The sequence below is a fragment of the Actinoplanes sp. CA-051413 genome (assembly GCF_050955795.1).
Classification (GTDB): Bacteria; Actinomycetota; Actinomycetes; order Mycobacteriales; family Micromonosporaceae; genus Actinoplanes.
In genome coordinates this window covers 5,169,297-5,185,804 of sequence record NZ_CP192100.1, presented here as the reverse complement: position 1 = coordinate 5,185,804, position 16,508 = coordinate 5,169,297, and the positions used below count along the sequence as shown (strand labels likewise).

17 protein-coding genes are annotated in these 16,508 nt (G+C 71.5%); 13 read left to right on the top strand and 4 right to left on the bottom strand.

Features of this window, described 5'->3' with window-relative positions; all coding sequences use genetic code 11:
* Positions 1-6 precede the first annotated feature (6 nt).
* Positions 7-1,149 (top strand): acyl-CoA dehydrogenase family protein, encoded by a 1,143-nt coding sequence (locus tag ACQP2Y_RS24520; RefSeq protein ID WP_433717235.1) that lies wholly within the window; start codon positions 7-9, stop codon positions 1,147-1,149.
* 43 nt (positions 1,150-1,192) lie between these two features.
* Positions 1,193-1,657, top strand: a complete 465-nt coding sequence (locus ACQP2Y_RS24515) for an Lrp/AsnC family transcriptional regulator (RefSeq protein ID WP_360552003.1) — start codon at positions 1,193-1,195, stop codon at positions 1,655-1,657.
* A 356-nt stretch (positions 1,658-2,013) separates the two neighbouring features.
* On the opposite strand, the gene ACQP2Y_RS24510 is transcribed toward ACQP2Y_RS24515, so the two are convergent.
* Both ACQP2Y_RS24510 and ACQP2Y_RS24505 read right to left on the bottom strand, forming a co-directional pair.
* The gene (locus tag ACQP2Y_RS24510) at positions 2,014-2,508 is read right to left on the bottom strand and encodes a hypothetical protein (protein ID WP_433717232.1); all 495 of its coding nucleotides are present in this window, start codon (positions 2,506-2,508) and stop codon (positions 2,014-2,016) included.
* Between the two features lie 4 nt (positions 2,509-2,512).
* Positions 2,513-3,322 (bottom strand): ArsR/SmtB family transcription factor, encoded by an 810-nt coding sequence (locus tag ACQP2Y_RS24505; protein ID WP_433717230.1) that lies wholly within the window; start codon positions 3,320-3,322, stop codon positions 2,513-2,515.
* 184 nt (positions 3,323-3,506) lie between these two features.
* Here ACQP2Y_RS24505 and ACQP2Y_RS24500 point away from each other — a divergent pair, with 184 nt between their 5' ends.
* Positions 3,507-3,674 (top strand): hypothetical protein, encoded by a 168-nt coding sequence (locus tag ACQP2Y_RS24500; RefSeq protein WP_433717228.1) that lies wholly within the window; start codon positions 3,507-3,509, stop codon positions 3,672-3,674.
* Complete coding sequence (locus ACQP2Y_RS24495) at positions 3,644-4,438, top strand: phosphotransferase enzyme family protein (protein ID WP_433717226.1); 795 nt, start codon at positions 3,644-3,646, stop codon at positions 4,436-4,438. The genes ACQP2Y_RS24500 and ACQP2Y_RS24495 overlap by 31 nt, the downstream gene beginning before the upstream one ends.
* Here the strand turns inward: ACQP2Y_RS24495 and ACQP2Y_RS24490 are convergent.
* Positions 4,424-5,149, bottom strand: a complete 726-nt coding sequence (locus ACQP2Y_RS24490; protein WP_433717224.1) for a class I SAM-dependent methyltransferase — start codon at positions 5,147-5,149, stop codon at positions 4,424-4,426. The two genes, ACQP2Y_RS24495 and ACQP2Y_RS24490, sit on opposite strands and share 15 nt — an antisense overlap.
* 133 nt (positions 5,150-5,282) lie before the next feature.
* Here ACQP2Y_RS24490 and ACQP2Y_RS24485 point away from each other — a divergent pair, with 133 nt between their 5' ends.
* Entirely contained in the window at positions 5,283-5,474 is a 192-nt protein-coding gene (locus ACQP2Y_RS24485) for a CsbD family protein (RefSeq protein WP_212990512.1), read from the top strand.
* Positions 5,475-5,532: 58 nt separating this feature from the next.
* On the opposite strand, the gene ACQP2Y_RS24480 is transcribed toward ACQP2Y_RS24485, so the two are convergent.
* The gene (locus ACQP2Y_RS24480; protein ID WP_433717222.1) at positions 5,533-6,909 is read right to left on the bottom strand and encodes a KamA family radical SAM protein; all 1,377 of its coding nucleotides are present in this window, start codon (positions 6,907-6,909) and stop codon (positions 5,533-5,535) included.
* Positions 6,910-7,040: 131 nt separating this feature from the next.
* Here ACQP2Y_RS24480 and ACQP2Y_RS24475 point away from each other — a divergent pair, with 131 nt between their 5' ends.
* From ACQP2Y_RS24475 to ACQP2Y_RS24440, 8 genes are all read left to right on the top strand, one after another.
* Complete coding sequence (locus ACQP2Y_RS24475; RefSeq protein WP_433717220.1) at positions 7,041-8,078, top strand: L-erythro-3,5-diaminohexanoate dehydrogenase; 1,038 nt, start codon at positions 7,041-7,043, stop codon at positions 8,076-8,078.
* Positions 8,079-8,083: 5 nt separating this feature from the next.
* Entirely contained in the window at positions 8,084-9,628 is a 1,545-nt protein-coding gene (locus ACQP2Y_RS24470; RefSeq protein ID WP_433717218.1) for an amidohydrolase, read from the top strand.
* Position 9,629: 1 nt separating this feature from the next.
* A complete protein-coding gene (locus ACQP2Y_RS24465) occupies positions 9,630-11,189 on the top strand; it encodes a lysine 5,6-aminomutase subunit alpha (protein ID WP_433717216.1) in 1,560 nt (519 codons plus the stop codon).
* Entirely contained in the window at positions 11,186-11,920 is a 735-nt protein-coding gene (locus ACQP2Y_RS24460) for an OAM dimerization domain-containing protein (protein WP_433717214.1), read from the top strand. Before ACQP2Y_RS24465 ends, ACQP2Y_RS24460 begins: the two co-directional genes overlap by 4 nt.
* Positions 11,917-12,282, top strand: a complete 366-nt coding sequence (locus tag ACQP2Y_RS24455) for a hotdog domain-containing protein (RefSeq protein ID WP_433717212.1) — start codon at positions 11,917-11,919, stop codon at positions 12,280-12,282. Before ACQP2Y_RS24460 ends, ACQP2Y_RS24455 begins: the two co-directional genes overlap by 4 nt.
* A 34-nt stretch (positions 12,283-12,316) precedes the next feature.
* Positions 12,317-13,582, top strand: coding sequence for a glutamate mutase L (locus ACQP2Y_RS24450; protein WP_433717210.1), 1,266 nt, complete (start codon positions 12,317-12,319; stop codon positions 13,580-13,582).
* Positions 13,583-14,076: 494 nt separating this feature from the next.
* On the top strand, positions 14,077-15,696 hold the full coding sequence (gene lnt, locus ACQP2Y_RS24445) for an apolipoprotein N-acyltransferase (RefSeq protein ID WP_433732053.1): 1,620 nt from the start codon (positions 14,077-14,079) through the stop codon (positions 15,694-15,696).
* A complete protein-coding gene (locus ACQP2Y_RS24440) occupies positions 15,693-16,502 on the top strand; it encodes a polyprenol monophosphomannose synthase (protein ID WP_433717208.1) in 810 nt (269 codons plus the stop codon). Before lnt ends, ACQP2Y_RS24440 begins: the two co-directional genes overlap by 4 nt.
* The last annotated feature ends 6 nt before the right edge of the window (positions 16,503-16,508 follow it).

The following is a 16,508-nucleotide window of genomic DNA, read 5'->3' as shown; positions in this document are numbered from 1 at the left end:
GTTGGTGTGACGGTCGAGCGGATGCTGCCAACGGACGAGGCGTACGAGTTGCTGGGCCTGACCCGGGAGATCGCCGACGGCGAGCTGGCTCCCCGGGTCGCGAAGTACGAGCAGGAGGGCCTGTTCCCGCGCGACGTGCTGCGGACGGTCGGCCGGGCCGGGCTGCTGGGCCTGCCGTACCCCGAGGCGGACGGCGGCGCCGGTCAACCGTACGAGGTCTATCTGCAGGTCCTGGAGATCCTGGCCGGCTCCTGGCTGGCCATCGCCGAAGCCGTCAGCGTGCACACGCTGTCGTGCTATCCGATCTCCGCGTACGGCACCGAGCGCCAGCGCAAGTCCCTGCCGGAGCTGCTCGGCGGTGACCTGCTGGGTGCGTACTGTCTCTCCGAGCCCCAGGGCGGCTCCGATGCCGCCGCCTTGACCACCCGGGCGGTGCGCGACGGTGACGACTGGGTCGTCACCGGCACGAAGGCCTGGATCACCCACGGCGGCCAGGCCGACTTCTACAACATCTTCTGCCGCACCGGCGGCCCCGGCCCGGCCGGGATCTCCTGCATCGTCGCCGAGGCCGACACGCCCGGGATCCTGCCGCAGGTGCCGGAGAAGACGATGGGCCTGCGCTCGTCACCGCCGGCCCAGATCGTGTTCGACGACGCCCGGGTGCCGGCCGAGCGCCTGGTCGGCGAGGAGGGTCAGGGCTTCCGGATCGCCATGCAGGCCCTGGACGCGGGCCGGCTGGGCATCGCGGCCTGCGCGGTCGGCCTGGCCCAGGCCGCGGTCGACTACGCCGCCGGGTACGCCCGCGAGCGCATGCAGTTCGGCCGGGCGATCGCCGAGTTCCAGGGCGTCGGCTTCATGCTGGCCGACATGGCCACGCAGGTCTCGGCGGCCCGCGCGCTGCTGCTGAACGCGGCCCGGCTCAAGGACGCCGGCCGCCCGTTCTCGGTGGAGGCGGCCAAGGCCAAGCTCTTCGCCACCGACGTGGCCATGAAGGTGACCACCGACGCGATCCAGGTGCTGGGCGGGGCCGGCTACGTCAGCGACCACCCGGTGGAACGCTGGTTCCGCGAGGCGAAGGTGCTGCAGATCGTCGAGGGCACCAACCAGATCCAGCGCCTGGTCATCAGCCGATCGCTGACCCGCGGCTGAAACGGGTTCGTTACCGGGCGGCCACGACCGGTATCTTGTCGCGGTGGAAGAGATCGACCGGGCGATCGTGGGCGCCCTCACCGTGGACGGCCGGCTGTCCTACACCGATCTCGCGGAGCGGGTCGGCCTGAGCGTGTCGGCGGTGCACCAGCGGGTACGCCGGCTGGAACAGCGCGGCGTGATCAGCGGATACACGGCGAAGGTGTCGTACGAGGCGCTGGAGCTGCCGCTGACGGCGTTCGTGGCGATCCGCCCGTTCGACCCGTCGCAGCCCGACGACGCGCCGGAACGGCTGGCCCACCTGTCGGAGATCGACTCCTGCTACTCGGTGGCGGGGGAGGACTTCTACCTGCTTCTGGTACGGGTGGCGAGCCCGGCCGACCTGGAACGACTGCTGCAGGAGATCCGTACGGCGGCGAACGTGACGACGCGGACGACGGTGGTGCTGAGTACGCCGTACGAGAACCGGCCGCCGCGGATCGCTCCCGCTGCCAAGCCGGAGGCATAGCCTCCTAGGACGCCGTAGGCGGGGTGGGCTGGTCGACGTCTTGTGCTTGGGGTAGCAGCCGCTGGCACCCAGGCTGACGCCCGCCCCCGTCGCTCGCCGCGTGTTCTTGGCGCGCGGGGTATGGATATGGCGCGCTCGGGTGCTGACAGGCCCTCCATTAGCGGACATGCCGGACCAAACGCGTGCCGGGTCGGACTGCCCGGACCCGCCGCCAGCTCGAACGGTCGGCGCGCCCGACATACCGGTGAAATCGTGCACAACTGACCTGGGCGCAGCCAGAAAGCAACATCCTAGGATGGCTTAGGCGGCGTGGCGCGGCTGATCCGAGCGAGCGGACCGCGCCAATTACCGCCGGGTCAGGACGTGGGTTGGATTTCTGGGCGTGCCGAGGGGCGCAGGGTGAGGAGTTGCCGGGTGTGGCCGGGTAGTTCCACCTCCGCCAGGCCCGTGATGATGTCGCGCAGGGCTACAGGGCCGTTGACCAGCGCGGTGTTGTGGGACAGGAGCAGGGCTGGCACCGACGTGTCGAGTTCCGTCTCGCTCAGCGTGGGGCCCGCGAGGGTGCACAGGACCTCGCCTTGGCTGCGGATGCGTTCCTGAAGGCCCGCGGTGCCACCGGCCAGGGAGATGACGCGGTTGATGGTCCAGGTGTCCTGGGCCAGACGGTTGTCGTAGGTGGTGTGTGCTCCGGCGGTCACGGCGGCGATGGTGGCGGCGGTGACGAGGGCGACGTGCGCCAGGATCTCGTCGGCGTTCCATTCGCCGGGCGCCGGCGAAGCACCGCTGCCGGCAACGTTGGTGGCGGCGTCCAGCAGGGCATCGTAGGCAGCGGTGAGCGCGGTGGTGTCCATCGGCTCAGCTGTGCGCGGGGGACATGTCCCAGGGCGCCTGGGGGAGGACGTCGCCCGTTTCGAGCAGGGACTTCAGGTTCGCCAGTACGGCCGGCCAGCCGCGGGAGATGCCGCCGTGCATCTCGAGGTTGGCGAGCTTCTCGTGGGTCACGGTGAGGCGGACGATCTCCTGGTACGGCTCGACCAGGAACGTCACCACCGACGCTTCCCTGGTCAGCTGCTCCTCGGGTACGTCGTCGAAGGTGATGACCAGGGTCGTCGGTGGTTCGGCCTTGAGCACCCGGCCGACGACGTCGACGACGCCTGAACCGTCGGTGCGGCGGTGTTCCCAGGAGGAGCCGGGCTGCCAGTCCGAGACGTTGGCATGCCCCCAGTAGCGGGCGGTCAGGTCCGCGTCGGTCAGCGCCTGCCACACCTGCTCGGCGGTCGCGTGGATGTAGGTGGTGTAGACGTAGGTCGGCACCGGGGTGGGTTCTTCACTCATGGCGTACTCCTCTGCCTTGTTCTTGATCGCGTCGAGGGCCCGCAGCCGGGGCTTGTCGAAGCCGGAGATCCAGCGCTGCTCGATCTCGTGGATGGGCCCCGGGTTGAGGTAGTGCAGCCGCTCCCGCCCGCGTCGCACGACGGTCACGAGGTTGGCCGCCTGCAGGAGGTCGAGGTGCTGGGTCGCGGACTGGCGGGTCATCGCCAGGCGGTCGCAGAGCTCGCGCAGGGTCTGGCCGTTGTGCTCGCGCAGGCGGTCGAGCAGAAGTCGTCGGGTGGGGTCGGCCAGGGCTTTGAAGACCGGGTCCATCGCTCCTGGTTCGGGGGTCACGCTCCCCATTATGCAGGCAGTCACCTGCCTATTGTCAAAGCCCCAGATCAGTGTCCTCAGAAAACATCCTAGGATGCCCTACGCGCAGTGCGCTCCACCACACCCAGAACGCCGCCTACGGCGACCCGCCTCGACAAACAACGAACGATTGTGGGGAGTGTCCGAGGCGCCTAGCCTTGATCTCGTGGAGAACAGGGAGCGGGCCGTACGCAGCCGGGAGGACTTCCGCCGGCTGCCCCCGAGGATCACGCCGGAGCAGATGATTCCTCTGCAGCCCGTGCTGCACCTGCTGCAGGACCCCCGCGAAGGCACCGACGACGAGTGGCGCATCCGTCTGGGCTGGACCGCCTGACCAGCCACGCCCCGGACCGCGAGGAGCCCCTGGCCGGCGGCAACGTAGCCGAGTCCGTGGTCCGCTCCGGCTCCACCGTGCGTAAGCCCTGGACCCCGGCCACTCCTTTCGTCCACGCCTTCCTGCGCCACCTGCACGCCAAGGGCGTCGCTGGCGTGTCAGCGGTGCTCGGCCGCGACGAGCAGGGCCGCCAGGTGCTGGAGTTCGTGCCCGGCCAGCAGGGCGAGTCGGCGCCACCCATGACCCTGGCCGAGCTGCGCCGGCTGGGCGCCATGGTCCGCGCCATCCACGACGCGTCCGCCGACTTCGTGCCTCCGCCCGGCGCCCGGTGGGACGTCGCGATTCCGCCCGACGGCGCCGACCTCGTCTGCCATCAGGATCTGGCCCCGTGGAACCTGATCCGCGACGGCGACACCTGGACCTTCATCGACTGGGACGCCTCGGCCCCGGGCACCCGCCTCTGGGACCTGGCCTACCTCGCGCAGACCTTCGCTCCGCTGGTCGCCGGTGGTGATCCAGAGGCGGATGCGCCGCGGCTGCGGGCGGTCGTCGACGGCTACGACCTCGACGCCGCGGGACGGGCCGCACTGCCCGACAAGCTCGTCGTGCGTACCCGGGCCATGTACGACCTGCTGGCCGACGGGTTCAGGACCGGCGCGAAGCCATGGGCCCGGTTGTGGGCCGAGGGCCACGGCGTGCACTGGGGTGGCGCGGCCGACTACCTTGCCGCGCACCTGCCGGTGTGGCGCTCAGCGTTGCGGTAGGTCCGCCCGGGCGCATTCGGTGACGTACGGCAGTGCGAACGTGTCGCGGCCCGCGAGGGCGGGGTGGGTGGCGGTCAGTTCGCGGACGGCGTCCAGCACGGCGGCGCGTTCGGTGTCGCTGAGCAGGATGATGTAGCTGCGGGAGGCGACCAGGTCGAGGAGCCGGTCGAGGGTGATCTCGTGGGTCCAGGTGAAGTCGTGGGTCTCCACCGGCCCGAACGGGGGCCCGAATTCGGCGCGGCGGTGCTCTTCGGGGGAGTGGATGAGCTCGCCCAGGCGGCGGACCCAGTCCTCGCGTTCGTCGCGCAGGTTCCAGATCAGGCCCAGCCGTCCACCCGGTCTGAGGACACGGGCGGCTTCGGGGACGGCCCGTTCGGGGTCGACCCAATGCCAGGCCTGGGCGCAGAGGATGGCGTCGGCGCTGTGGTCCGGCAGGGGGATGGCTTCGGCGCTGCCGGCCAGGGCCGGCACGTCGGGCAGGACGCGGCTGAGTTCGGCGCGCATGCCGTCGGAGGGTTCCACCGCGGTGACGTGCAGGCCGCGGTCGCGGATCTGGCGGGTGAGTTTGCCGGTTCCGGCGCCGAGGTCCACGACCTGGCCGGCCCCGGCCGGCAAAAGCCAGTCAAGAGCTTCAGCAGGGTACGGCGGGCGCCCGCGCTCGTAGACGGCGGCAGCGAGTCCGAAGGAGGAAGCAGCGGCTTGATCGCTCATGACCAAGGATCCTAGGACGCTGTACACGCGGTGCGCCGCCCCACTCCGGATGAGTCGTGTTTTAGATACGCGCCCTTCGGGCACCTTTTCTCCGACAAGAACAATCAAGTTCGAGTCTTCGGAGAGGTTGACGATGAGCTTCACTGACAAGGTCAAGAACAAGGCCGAAGAGCTGACCGGTAAGGCGAAGCAGGGCATCGGCGACGCCACGGACAACGAGCGGCTCGCCGCCGAGGGTCAGGCGCAGGAGACCTCCGCACACGCCAAGCAGGCCGGCGAGCACGTCAAGGACGCGGGCAAGGACGTACGCGACGCCTTCAGCTGAGCCGGCCCACAGCGAGGCCCCCGGGACGACGGTCCCGGGGGCCTTTTTTGGTCCGCTGCTACTCGGCGACCTGCTGCTTGAGCCACCACTGCTGGCCGGACTCGGGCAGGGTGTCGATGGGGTCGTAGTAGGCGTGGAGCTTGTTGAGGGCTTCGGCGTCGGTGGCCTCGATGGACGTGCGGTAGTTCTTCGTCCAGTAGGAGATGCCGTGCTCGCGGTCGTACTCGGCGAGCATGTGGACCCAGCGCTTGCCGACGAAGGGGACGTCGCAGACGATCCGCGGGGTGGCGTAGCCGGGCAGGTAGCCCATCATGTCGTGCTGGAGCTGCTGGGCGTACCAGACCGGGACGCGCCAGTGCTCGGCGTTGGGGATCATGTCGCACATGTAGAAGTAGTACGGCAGGATGCCGGCTTCTCCCTGCAGACCGAAGCACAGGTCGAGCAGGTCGGCGGTGGTGGCGTTGACGCCGCGCATGAGCACGCCCTGGTTGCGGACGTCGCGGACGCCGACTTCGAGCAGCATGCGAGCGGCCCGGGCGACCAGCGGGGTCAGTGAGTTCACGTGGTTGACGTGGGTGTGCACGGCGAGGTTGACGCCGCGGCGTTCGGCGGTGATCGCGACGCGGTTGAGGCCTTCGACGACGTCGCCCTGCAGCCAGTGCTGGGGCAGGCCCATGAGGGCTTTGGTGGCGAGCCGGATGTCGCGGACGGTGGGGACCGAGAGCAGGCCCATCAGGTACGTCTCGAGTTGTTTCCAGGGCACGTTGGCGACGTCACCGCCGGAGACGACGACGTCGCGGACGCCGGGGTGGGCCTTGAGGTAGGCCAGGTGGGCGTCGTAGCGGTCGACGGGCTTGAGGGTGAGCTTGAGTTTGTCGACGGTGGGGGTGCTGTTGCCGACGAGGTCCATGCGGGTGCAGTGGCCGCAGTACTGGGGGCAGGTGCTGAGCAGTTCGGCGAGGACCTTGGTGGGGTAGCGGTGGGTGAGGCCTTCGGCGACCCACATGTCGTGCTCGTGCAGGGAGTCGCGGGTGGCGTGGGGGTGTGAGGGCCAGTCGAGGTGGCGGTCGGTGGCGACGGGGATCATGTAGCGCCGGATCGGGTCGGCGTAGAACGACTCCGTGTCGGGGGTGCGGTCGGGCACCATGGTGTTGAGCATCTGCGGCGGCACCAGCATGGACATGGTGGCCAGGCGCTGCATGTCGGTTTCGAGGTCGGCGTAGAAGCGTTCGTCGAGCAGGTCGCCCATGACGGCGCGGAGCTGTTTGACGTTTTTGACGCAGTTGACGCGTTGCCACTGGGCGGATTCCCACTGCTGGGTGGTGATCTTGCTCCAGCCGGGGAAGCGGGTCCAGTCGGGTTCGACGAGGGGGCGGCGCTGGTAGTTGTAGGGCTGCCCGGCCGCGGTGGCCGCGTCGTTCTTCAGCTCGGTCAACGGGGCCTCCTGGGGTCGGGGAGCGATCGTGATCGACGATACTGGAGAATCTGCGGTCTAGAAACCGTCGCCCCGGAGGATTTACGGTAGGACGGCCGCGCGGCAGGTTGTTTCTTGTGAGGATGGTGGGCATGTCGTTTCCGGTGGGTCTGTCACGGGTGCTCGAACCCGCAGGGGTGCTGCCGCAGGCGGCGTGGCGGCTGGACGCGCGCCCGGAGCTGGGCGCGGACGAGGTTCGGATCCGCCTGGAGCGGCTGAATCTGGACGCGGCGAGCTTCCGGCAGTTGTCGGGCAAGCACGGCGGGGACGGCGCGGCGGTGCGGGCCGAGGTGCTGGAGATCATCGGTACGCGCGGCAAGATGCACAACCCGGTGACGGGTTCGGGCGGCATGCTGATCGGGGTGGTCGACGAGGTCGGGCCGGAGTCGCCGTTGCCGGTGAAGGTGGGTGACCGGGTCGCCACGCTGGTGTCGCTGACCCTGACCCCGCTGGCGGTGACCGACGGGCTGGCCGGCTGGGACGGGCGCAGCGAGCAGGTGCCGGCGGCCGGTCACGCGATTCTGTTCGGTCGTTCGGTGGTGGCGGTGCTGCCGGATGATCTGGCGCCGGAGCTGGCCCTGGCCGTGTTCGACGTGTGCGGGGCGCCGGCGTTGACCGACCGGGTGGTGCGCGGGCATGCGGCGTCCGGTGCGGTGTCGGTGGCGGTGCTCGGTGGGGCCGGTAAGAGCGGGTCGCTCGCATTGACGGCGGCGCGGCTGGCGGGTGCCCGTACGGTCGGGGTGGTCGTGTCGGACGCCGAGCGTGACGCGCTGCTGGCGGCCGGGCTGGCTGATCACGTCGCGGTCGCTGACGCCCGGGATCCCCTGGCTGTGTCGTCGGCGGTGGTGGCGGCGCTGGGTGAGCCGGCGACGGTGACGGTCGTGTGTGTGGATGTGCCGGGGTGTGAGCACGGGGCGATCCTGGCGACGGCGGCGGGCGGCACGGTGGTGTTCTTCTCGATGGCGACGAGTTTCCCGGCGGCGGCGCTGGGGGCTGAGGGTCTGGCGGCGGACGTGACGATGCTGATCGGTAACGGGTACGTGCCGGGGCATGCGGCGTTCGCGCTGGATGTGGTGCGGCGCACTCCGGCCGTGCGGGCTCTGTTCGAGGCGCGGATCGCGGCACACTGACAATCATGATTTCCCCCTCGGTGGTGTATGCGAACGGTCGGTTCTACTCGGCGGCGGATCCGCGGGCGTCGGCGATGCTGGTGCGTGACGGGCGGATCGCGTGGCTGGGTGCGGCGGCGGATGCCCCGTCGGCGGACGTGACCGTGGACCTGGACGGCGCGTTGGTGACGCCGGCTTTTGTGGACGCGCATCTGCATGCGACGGATACGGGGCTGGCGGCGGACGGGCTGGATCTGTCGGGGGTGCGGTCGGCGGCGGAGCTGCTGGAGGCGGTGTCGGCGTTCGCGCGGACGCGGCCGGTCGACGGGGTGGTGCACGGGCACGGCTGGGACGAGTCGACGTGGGCGGTGCAGGAGCCGCCGTCGGCTGATGTGCTGGAGCGGGCGGCGGACGGGCGGCGGGTGTATCTGTCGCAGGCGTCGGTGCATTCGGCGCTGGCGTCGCGGTCGTTGCTGGCGGCGTGCCCCGGCATCGAGGGGGTGCCGGGGTACGCCGGGTCGGGCTGGGTGCGGGAGCAGGCGCATCACGCGGTGCGGGCGGTGGCGCTGGGTTCGCTGACGGCGGCGCAGCGTACGGCGGCGCAGACCTCGGCGTTGCGGCTGGCGGCGTCGCGTGGGGTGGCGGCGGTGCACGAGTGTGCGGGTCCGGGCACGTCGAGTGAGGCGGATTTCGCGTCGGTGCTGGCGTTGTCGGGTGCGGGGCTGCCGCAGGTGTTCGGCTACTGGGGTGAGCTCGGTGGTGCGGCGCGGGCCAAGGAGCTGGGTGCGGTCGGTGCGGCCGGTGACCTGTACGCGGACGGGGCGCTGGGGTCGCGGACGGCGTCGGTGCGGTCGCCGTATCTGGATGGTGACGGCGGCTGTGGTGAGGCGTTCGTGTCGGCGGAGCAGGCCGGGGCGCATCTGCTGGAGTGCATCGAGCTGGGTGTGCAGGGTGGTTTCCACGCGATCGGGGACGCGGCGATCGAGGCGGTGCTGGACGGGTTCGCGATCGCGGCCAAGCGGGTGGGGGTGGACCGGTTGCGGGAGGGCCGGCACCGCATCGAGCACGTGGAGCTGATCGACAAGGCGATGATCGCCCGGATGGTGGAGTTCGGGGTGGTGGCCAGCGTGCAGCCGGTGTTCGACGCGTTGTGGGGTGGCCCGGACCGGATGTACGCGCAGCGTCTGGGGGTGGAGCGGGCGTTGGCGACCAATCCGATCGGGGCGATGTACGCGGTGGGGGTGTCGCTGGCGTTCGGGTCGGATTCGCCGGTGACGGCGCTGGATCCGTGGGCGGCGGTGGTGGCTGCGGCGGCGCCGCGGAATCCGGCGTACCGGATGAGTGTGCGGTCGGCGTTCGGGGCGAGCACGCGGGGTGGCTGGCGGGCGGCCGGGGTGGACGACGCGGGGGTGCTGACGCCTGGGCGGTCGGCGACGTTCGCGGTGTGGGAGACGCCGGCGGGTGTGGACGGGGGCCTGCCGGTGTTGTTGGCGGGGGTGGACGGGGTGGTGCCGGCGCGGCCGGTGTGCCGGCGCACGGTGCTGCACGGCGAGACGATCTTCGAGGAGTGACGTGAACAAGCTGGGGCTGGATCCGCACGTGGTGCGGCGGGCCAGGGCGCTCGCCGCGCGGGCGGGGCAGCCGGTCGTGGACCTGGCGCGCTCGCACACGACGGTGTCGGTGGAGCGGGCGGTGCTGCGCCTGGCCGGGGTGTCGGGGGCGGATTCCGACGGCATTCCGTGGGTGAACAGGCTGGTCGACGCGGTGCGCGCCGATGTGGGTCTGGGCCGGGGCGTGGCGTTGCCGGTGTTCCATGCCTTGGCGGCGCAGGGCGTGGAGGATGTCACGGTGCTGGCGCAGAAGGCCGCGGCGGGGGCGGTGACTTTCGCCGTACCGGAGAAGAAGGCCGAGGTGGCGGCGGCCCGGCGGGCCGCGCGGCGGGCGACCGACGCGGGCCTGAAGGTCGTGGACCGGCGCCGGGCCGAGCGGGACCGGCTGATCAAGCGGTACGGGGATCCGAAGCAGCGGCCGTGGATCTATCTGATCGTGGCGACCGGGGACATCTACGAGGACATCCCGCAGGCGCAGGCGGCGGCGCGGGCCGGCGCGGACGTGATCGCGGTGATCCGCTCGACGGGGCAGTCGCTGCTGGACTATGTGCCCGAGGGCGCGACCCGGGAGGGTTTCGCGGGCACCTACGCGACGCAGGAGAACTTCCGGCTGATGCGGGCGGCTCTGGACGAGACGTCGAAGGAGCTGGGCCGCTACGTGCGGCTGACGAACTACGCGTCGGGGTTGTGCATGCCGGAGATCGCGGCGCTGGCCGGCATGGAGCGCCTGGACATGATGCTCAACGACTCGATGTACGGGATCCTGTTCCGCGACATCAACCCGATCCGCACGTTCGTGGATCAGCGGTTCTCGCGGCAGGTGCACGCCCGGGCCGGGATCATCATCAACACCGGTGAGGACAACTACCTGACCACGGCGGACGCGGTCGAGGCGGCGCACACGGTGACGGTGTCGCAGCTGCTCAACGAGTTCTTCGCGCACGAGGCGGGGCTGGCGGACTGGCAGCTGGGGCTGGGGCACGCGTTCGAGATCAACCCGGAGCTGCCGGAGTCGTTCCGCCTCGAGCTGGCGCACGCGTTGCTGGCGCGGGAGTTGTTCCCGGACGCGCCGCTGAAGTGGATGCCGCCGACCAAGCACATGACCGGCGACGTGTTCCGCGGGAACCTGCTGGACGGGTTCTTCAACCTGGTCGGTGCGCTGACCGGGCAGGGAATCCTGCTGGTGGGGATGATGACCGAGGCGGTGGTGACGCCGTGGCTGTCCGACCGTGACATCGCCCTGCAGAACGTGCGGTACGTGCTGAACGGGGCCGGCAACCTGCACGAGGATTTCGTGCCGGCGCCGGGCGGGTTCATCCAGTCGCGGGCGCACGCGGTCCTCGGCGAGGCGATCGAGCTGCTCGAGCGGATCGTCGACGACACGATGCTGACGGCGATCGCCGACGGCACGTTCGGGATCATGAAGCGGCCGGCGGACCGCGGCAAGGGCCTGGACGGCGTCGCCAAGCACGAGGACGGCTACTACAACCCGGTGACTCTCGAGCTGGAGGGCGTCGCGTGAGCATCGTGCGGCCCTACGGGGACACCACCGGGGACGGGATGGTGCAGCTGTCGTTCACGCTGCCGGTCCCGCACGACAAGCGGGCCGAGGGCGCCGCGGTGCAGCTGGCCAACAAGATGGGCATGGACCCGGCGCTGCTGGTGCACGCCAAGCCGATGGGTGACGGGTTCACGTTCTTCGTGGTCTACGGGCGGGTCAATCACCTCGTCGACACCGACAAGGTGCAGGTCGTCGAGCGGGACTTCCCGTTGCTGAGCGCGAAGGAGGTGAACGCGGTGATCAAACGCAAGCTGCGGCGGCGGCTGAACGTGGTCGGCGCGTGCATCGGCACCGACGCGCACACGGTGGGCATCGACGCGATCCTCAACGTCAAGGGCATCGCGGGGGAGAAGGGCCTGGAGTACTACCGGGAGCTGGCGGTGACGAACATGGGCGCGCAGGTGTCGGTGCCGGAGCTGGTCGAGGAGGCCCGGGCGCGTAAGGCCGACGCGGTGCTGGTGTCGCAGGTGGTGACCCAGCGCGACGCGCATCTGCAGAACACGCGGGCGATGACGGCGGCGTTCCGGGAGGCGATGCCGGCGGGCAAGCGGCCGTTGCTGATCGTGGGCGGGCCGCGGTTCGACGAACTGATGGCGGGCGAGCTGGGCGTGGACCGGATCTTCGGCCGGGGTACGACACCACGCGAGGTCGCCTCGTACCTCGTACACGCACTGGTGGGGAGCAACTCTTGATCACCGTCACGCATCGCCGGTACGTGCCGTACGCGCACGCCCATTACGCGGGGAATCTGGTCGACGGGGCGTACTCGCTGGGGTTGTTCGGCGATGTCGCCACCGAGGTGTGCATCCGGCTCGACGGCGACGAGGGGCTGTTCGCGTCGTACTCCGACGTGCAGTTCACCGCGCCGGTGCAGGCCGGTGACGTGCTGGAGGTGACCGCGACGGTGACCCGGATGGGCACCCGGTCCCGGACGATCGAGTTCCGGTCGGTGGTGGTGTGCCGGGGCACGGGCGGGTCGGCGGCGGCGGTGCTGGCCGAACCGATCGTCGCGGTGACCGCCACGGGCACGGTGGTCGTGCCGGCTCGGCCGTGACCGGCCGCACCTGGCCCGCGCGATCGTCGCGGCGATGACCTTCGCGGTCTGTGTCGACGTCGGGTCCACGTACACGAAAGCCTGTCTGGTCGATCTCGACGACGGCCGGCTGGTCCGGCGTGCGGAGGTGCCCACGACGGCCGCCTCCGATGTGCTGACCGGTCTCGACGCCGCGGTCGCCGCCCTGGGCGGCGACGGCGAGCTGTTCGTGTGCTCGTCGGCCGGCGGCGGCCTGCGCCTGGCCGTGATCGGGTACGAGTCGCTGGTCACCGCCGAGGCCGGGCACCGGGTCGGCCTGTCGGCGGGGGCGCAGGTCGTGCACGTGGCGGCGGGCCGGCTCGACGGGCGGGCGGTGGCGGCGCTGCGCGCGGCCCGTCCGGATGTGATCCTGCTGGTCGGTGGCACCGACGGCGGCGACGGCGAGGTGCTGCTGCACAACGCGGGCCGGCTGGGCACGTCGCGGCTGCGGGTGCCGGTGGTGCTGGCCGGCAACGCCGACGTGCGGGAGCAGGCCGCCGCGGTGCTGACCGGACGCGGGGTCCCGGTGACCGTGACGGGCAACGTGCTGCCACGTATCGGGGTGCTGGATCCGGGCCCGGCGCGGCTGGCGATCCGGCAGGTGTTCCTGCGGCACGTGATCGGCGGCAAGCGGCTGTCGCGGGGGTCGCGGTTCGCGTCGCTGGTGCGCGCGGCGACCCCGGACGCGGTGCTGGCCGGCGTGGAGCTGCTGGCCGACCGCAGCGGCGCGGGGGTGCTGGTCGTCGACGTCGGTGGCGCCACCACCGACGTGTACTCGGCGCTGGTGCCCGACGCGGAGGCCGAGACGGGTCCGCGGCGTGACGTGGCCGGGACGTTGTGGCGGTCCCGCACGGTCGAAGGGGACCTGGGAGTCGGGGTCGGGGCGAGCGGGGTGGTCGCGGCCGCGGCGGCGGAGAAGCTGCCGGTGCCGGACATCGCCGGTGGGCCGCCGTACGACGCGGTGACGGACCGGCAGCTGGCGGCGACCGCGGCGATGATCGCCCTGCGGCGTCACGCGCGGGGCTCGTCGGCGGGGCCGGGGCAGCCGCGGACGGGGGGCCGGGATCTGCGTGATGTGCGGCTGGTCGTGGGTTCCGGCGGGGTGCTGCGTCACGGCGGCGGCGACGCGGTCCTGGACGCGGTGCTGGGCGACACAGCCGGGGGGTGGGCGGCTCCGGCGGGTGCTCGGCGGGTCGTCGACAGCCGGTACGTGCTGGCCGCGGCGGGGCTGCTGGCCGCCGAGCACCCTGGGGCCGCCGCGGGTCTTGTTGACGCGCTGTAGTCCTGCCGGTGAACGGCCGGGACACGCCCGGGAAATGCGACACGCCCGGACACGGGGACACCGGTTGACAGACGGCCGGGGGTGCGACGTACCGTCTTCAAGTCCTACTCCGGGAAGCGGCTGTTGTTCGCTTCGTTCCTTCGCCCACTGGCCACGCCCGCACCCGTTCCCCGGATGCCCGCGTACGCCAGGTCCAGGGGGTGGGGGTCGGCGGGGCGGCGCGGACCGGCCGCGCTGTTCCGGTGTCGGTCAGGGCGACACGTGGCCAGTAGACAACGGCACGTCGGGGGCAGCCAGCCCGCGCCGCGCCGGTCCGAAGGTCACGCGCCGTCGTGCCGCACCGGGCCCGGACGGATCTCAAGGTGCAATCGGGGCGCGGCCTGCGGGCCGCGCCCCGACGTATGTCCGGACCCGGGCGGACGGGCAGGTCCGGGCGGGTAGCGTGTGCGACGGTTTCGTGACCACCGACAGGTAGCCTTCCGCGGGTGGATTTATTGACGCTTCAGCCAACGCCCGCGCCGGCGCCGGACCCGGTCGTACCGGTCGCGCCCCGGCCGCTGCGCCTGTGGGTGTCCGTGCTGCTCGCGCTGGTCGCCGGGGCCGCACTGCTGGTGTCGTTCCCGCCGTACGGGCTGTGGTGGCTGGCGCCGGTGGCCGTGGCGGTGCTGGCCGCGGCGACGCACCGGCGCCGGCTGCGGGGCGGCGCCGGGGTCGGCATGATCGCCGGGCTGGTGTTCTTCGTGCCGTTGCTGGACTGGACGCACCTGGCCGCGGGCTGGCTGCCGTGGATGCTGCTGTCGTTCGCCCAGGCCGGCTACCTGGCGCTGCTGGGGCTGGCCGGGGCGTGGCTGTCGCCGCTGCACGACCGGCTGCGCGCGCTGTGGCCGCTGACCGCCGGGCTGCTGTGGGTCGCGCAGGAGGCGTTGCGTGACCGGGCGCCGTTCGGCGGGTTTCCGTGGGGGCGGCTGGCGTTCAGCCAGGGCGACGCCCCGTCGGTGCGTCTGGCCGTGCTCGGCGGTGCGCCGCTGGTGACCTTCGCGGTCGGGGTCGCCGGTGGCGCCCTGGTCGCGCTGGCCTGGCGCCGCTGGGGCCGGCCGCGCACCTGGCTGCCGGCGGCCGGGTTCGCCGCCGTCGCCGCCGTGATGATCGCCGGGCCGGCGCTGGTGCCGGTGGCCGAGCCCGCCGCGACCACCCGCACGGTCGCGATCGTGCAGGGCAACGTGCCGCGGCTCGGGCTGGACTTCAACGCCCAGCGTGCGGCGGTGCTGCTCAACCACGTCCGGGCGACCGAGAAGCTCGCCGAGGATGTCCGCGCCGGCCGTCAGCGGCAGCCCGAGCTGGTGATCTGGCCGGAGAACGCCAGCGACATCGACCCGCTGCGCAACCCCGACGCGGCTCAGCAGATCGCCGGGGCGGCCACCGCCATCGGCGTGCCGATTCTGCTCGGGGCGGTGCTGCGCGGAGACGTCGAGGGTGAGATCCGCAACGCCGGCATCCTGTGGCAGCCGGTCACCGGCCCCGACCTGGACCAGGTGTACATCAAGCGGCACCCGGTGCCGTTCGCCGAGTACATGCCGCTGCGCCCGATCGCCCGGGTGGTCAGCGACAAGGTCGACCTGGTGAAGAACATGGTCGCCGGCAGCACCCCGGGTGTCGTCCGGACCCCGGCGGCGACCATCGGCGACGTGATCTGCTTCGAGGTCGCCTACGACTCGATCGTGCGGGACACCGTCACCGGCGGGGCGCAGATCCTGGCCGTGCAGACCAACAACGCCACCTTCAACGAGGCCGAGGCCCGCCAGCAGCTCGCCATGGTGCAGCTGCGCGCCGTCGAGCACGGCCGGGAGGCGCTGATGGTGTCGACGGTGGGAGTGTCCGCTTTTGTCGGCACGGCTGGTCAGGTGTACTCGTCCACCGGCTTCAACGTGCCGGGTGTGGTCCTGCGTGACATGCGGGTGGACGGACCGCGTACGCTGGCGACTCGTTTGGGGCATTGGCCGGAGCTGGCGGCCGTCGCCCTGGCCGTGCTCGTCCTCGTGGCGGCAGCGCCCTTGCGGCGGCGCCGCCGCGAGGACCGGGCGGCGGCCGTAGAGTCGACGACGGAGGAACGGTGAGCGACGCGAACCCGACGGTCTCGGGCGCGGAAGGATACCCGGGGGTCGGACGTGTCCTCGTGGTCATCCCGACCTACAACGAGGCGGACAACATCCGGCTGATCACGCGGCGGGTCCGCGAGGCCGTGCCGAGCGTCGACATCCTCGTCGCCGACGACAACTCGCCCGACGGCACCGGTGACATCGCCGACGAGATCTCCGCCGCCGACGACCACATCTTCGTGCTGCACCGCGCGGGCAAGGAAGGCCTCGGCGCCGCCTACGTCGCCGGGTTCGCCTGGGCGAAGAACAAGGGCTACGACGCGGTCGTCGAGATGGACGCCGACGGCTCGCACGCCCCCGAGGAGCTGCACAAGCTGCTCGACGTGCTGCGTGACACCGACGCCGTGCTCGGCACCCGCTACATCCCCGGCGGCAGCGTGCACAACTGGCCGCTGCACCGGCTGCTGCTGTCGCGCGGCGGCAACATCTACATCCGGATGGCGCTGGGCATGCCGTTCAAGGACGCCACCGGCGGCTACCGGGCGTACCGGATGGCCGTGCTCGACGCGATCGACGTGGCGGCGGTCGCCTCGACCGGCTACTCGTTCCAGGTGGAGCTGGCCTGGCGCACCTACCGGCACGGTTTCCGGATGGCTGAGGTGCCGATCACGTTCACCGAACGCGAACACGGCGTCAGCAAGATGAGCGGCAACATCTTCAAGGAACAGCTGCTCAGGGTCACGGTGTGGGGGGTGTCGGCCCGCAAGGACGCCGTCCTGGCCAAGCTCGGGCGCAAGCCGCGGCAGGGTTCGACCTGGCCGTGACCGGGC

Coding starts and splice junctions, on each gene's coding strand:
- ACQP2Y_RS24485 (WP_212990512.1), top strand. CDS start 5,283: ATGAGCTTCACTGACAAGGTCAAGAACAAGGCCGAAGAGCTGACCGGT.
- ACQP2Y_RS24450 (WP_433717210.1), top strand. CDS start 12,317: ATGACCTTCGCGGTCTGTGTCGACGTCGGGTCCACGTACACGAAAGCC.
- ACQP2Y_RS24470 (WP_433717218.1), top strand. CDS start 8,084: ATGATTTCCCCCTCGGTGGTGTATGCGAACGGTCGGTTCTACTCGGCG.
- ACQP2Y_RS24475 (WP_433717220.1), top strand. CDS start 7,041: ATGTCGTTTCCGGTGGGTCTGTCACGGGTGCTCGAACCCGCAGGGGTG.
- ACQP2Y_RS24490 (WP_433717224.1), bottom strand. CDS start 5,149: ATGAGCGATCAAGCCGCTGCTTCCTCCTTCGGACTCGCTGCCGCCGTC.
- ACQP2Y_RS24510 (WP_433717232.1), bottom strand. CDS start 2,508: ATGGACACCACCGCGCTCACCGCTGCCTACGATGCCCTGCTGGACGCC.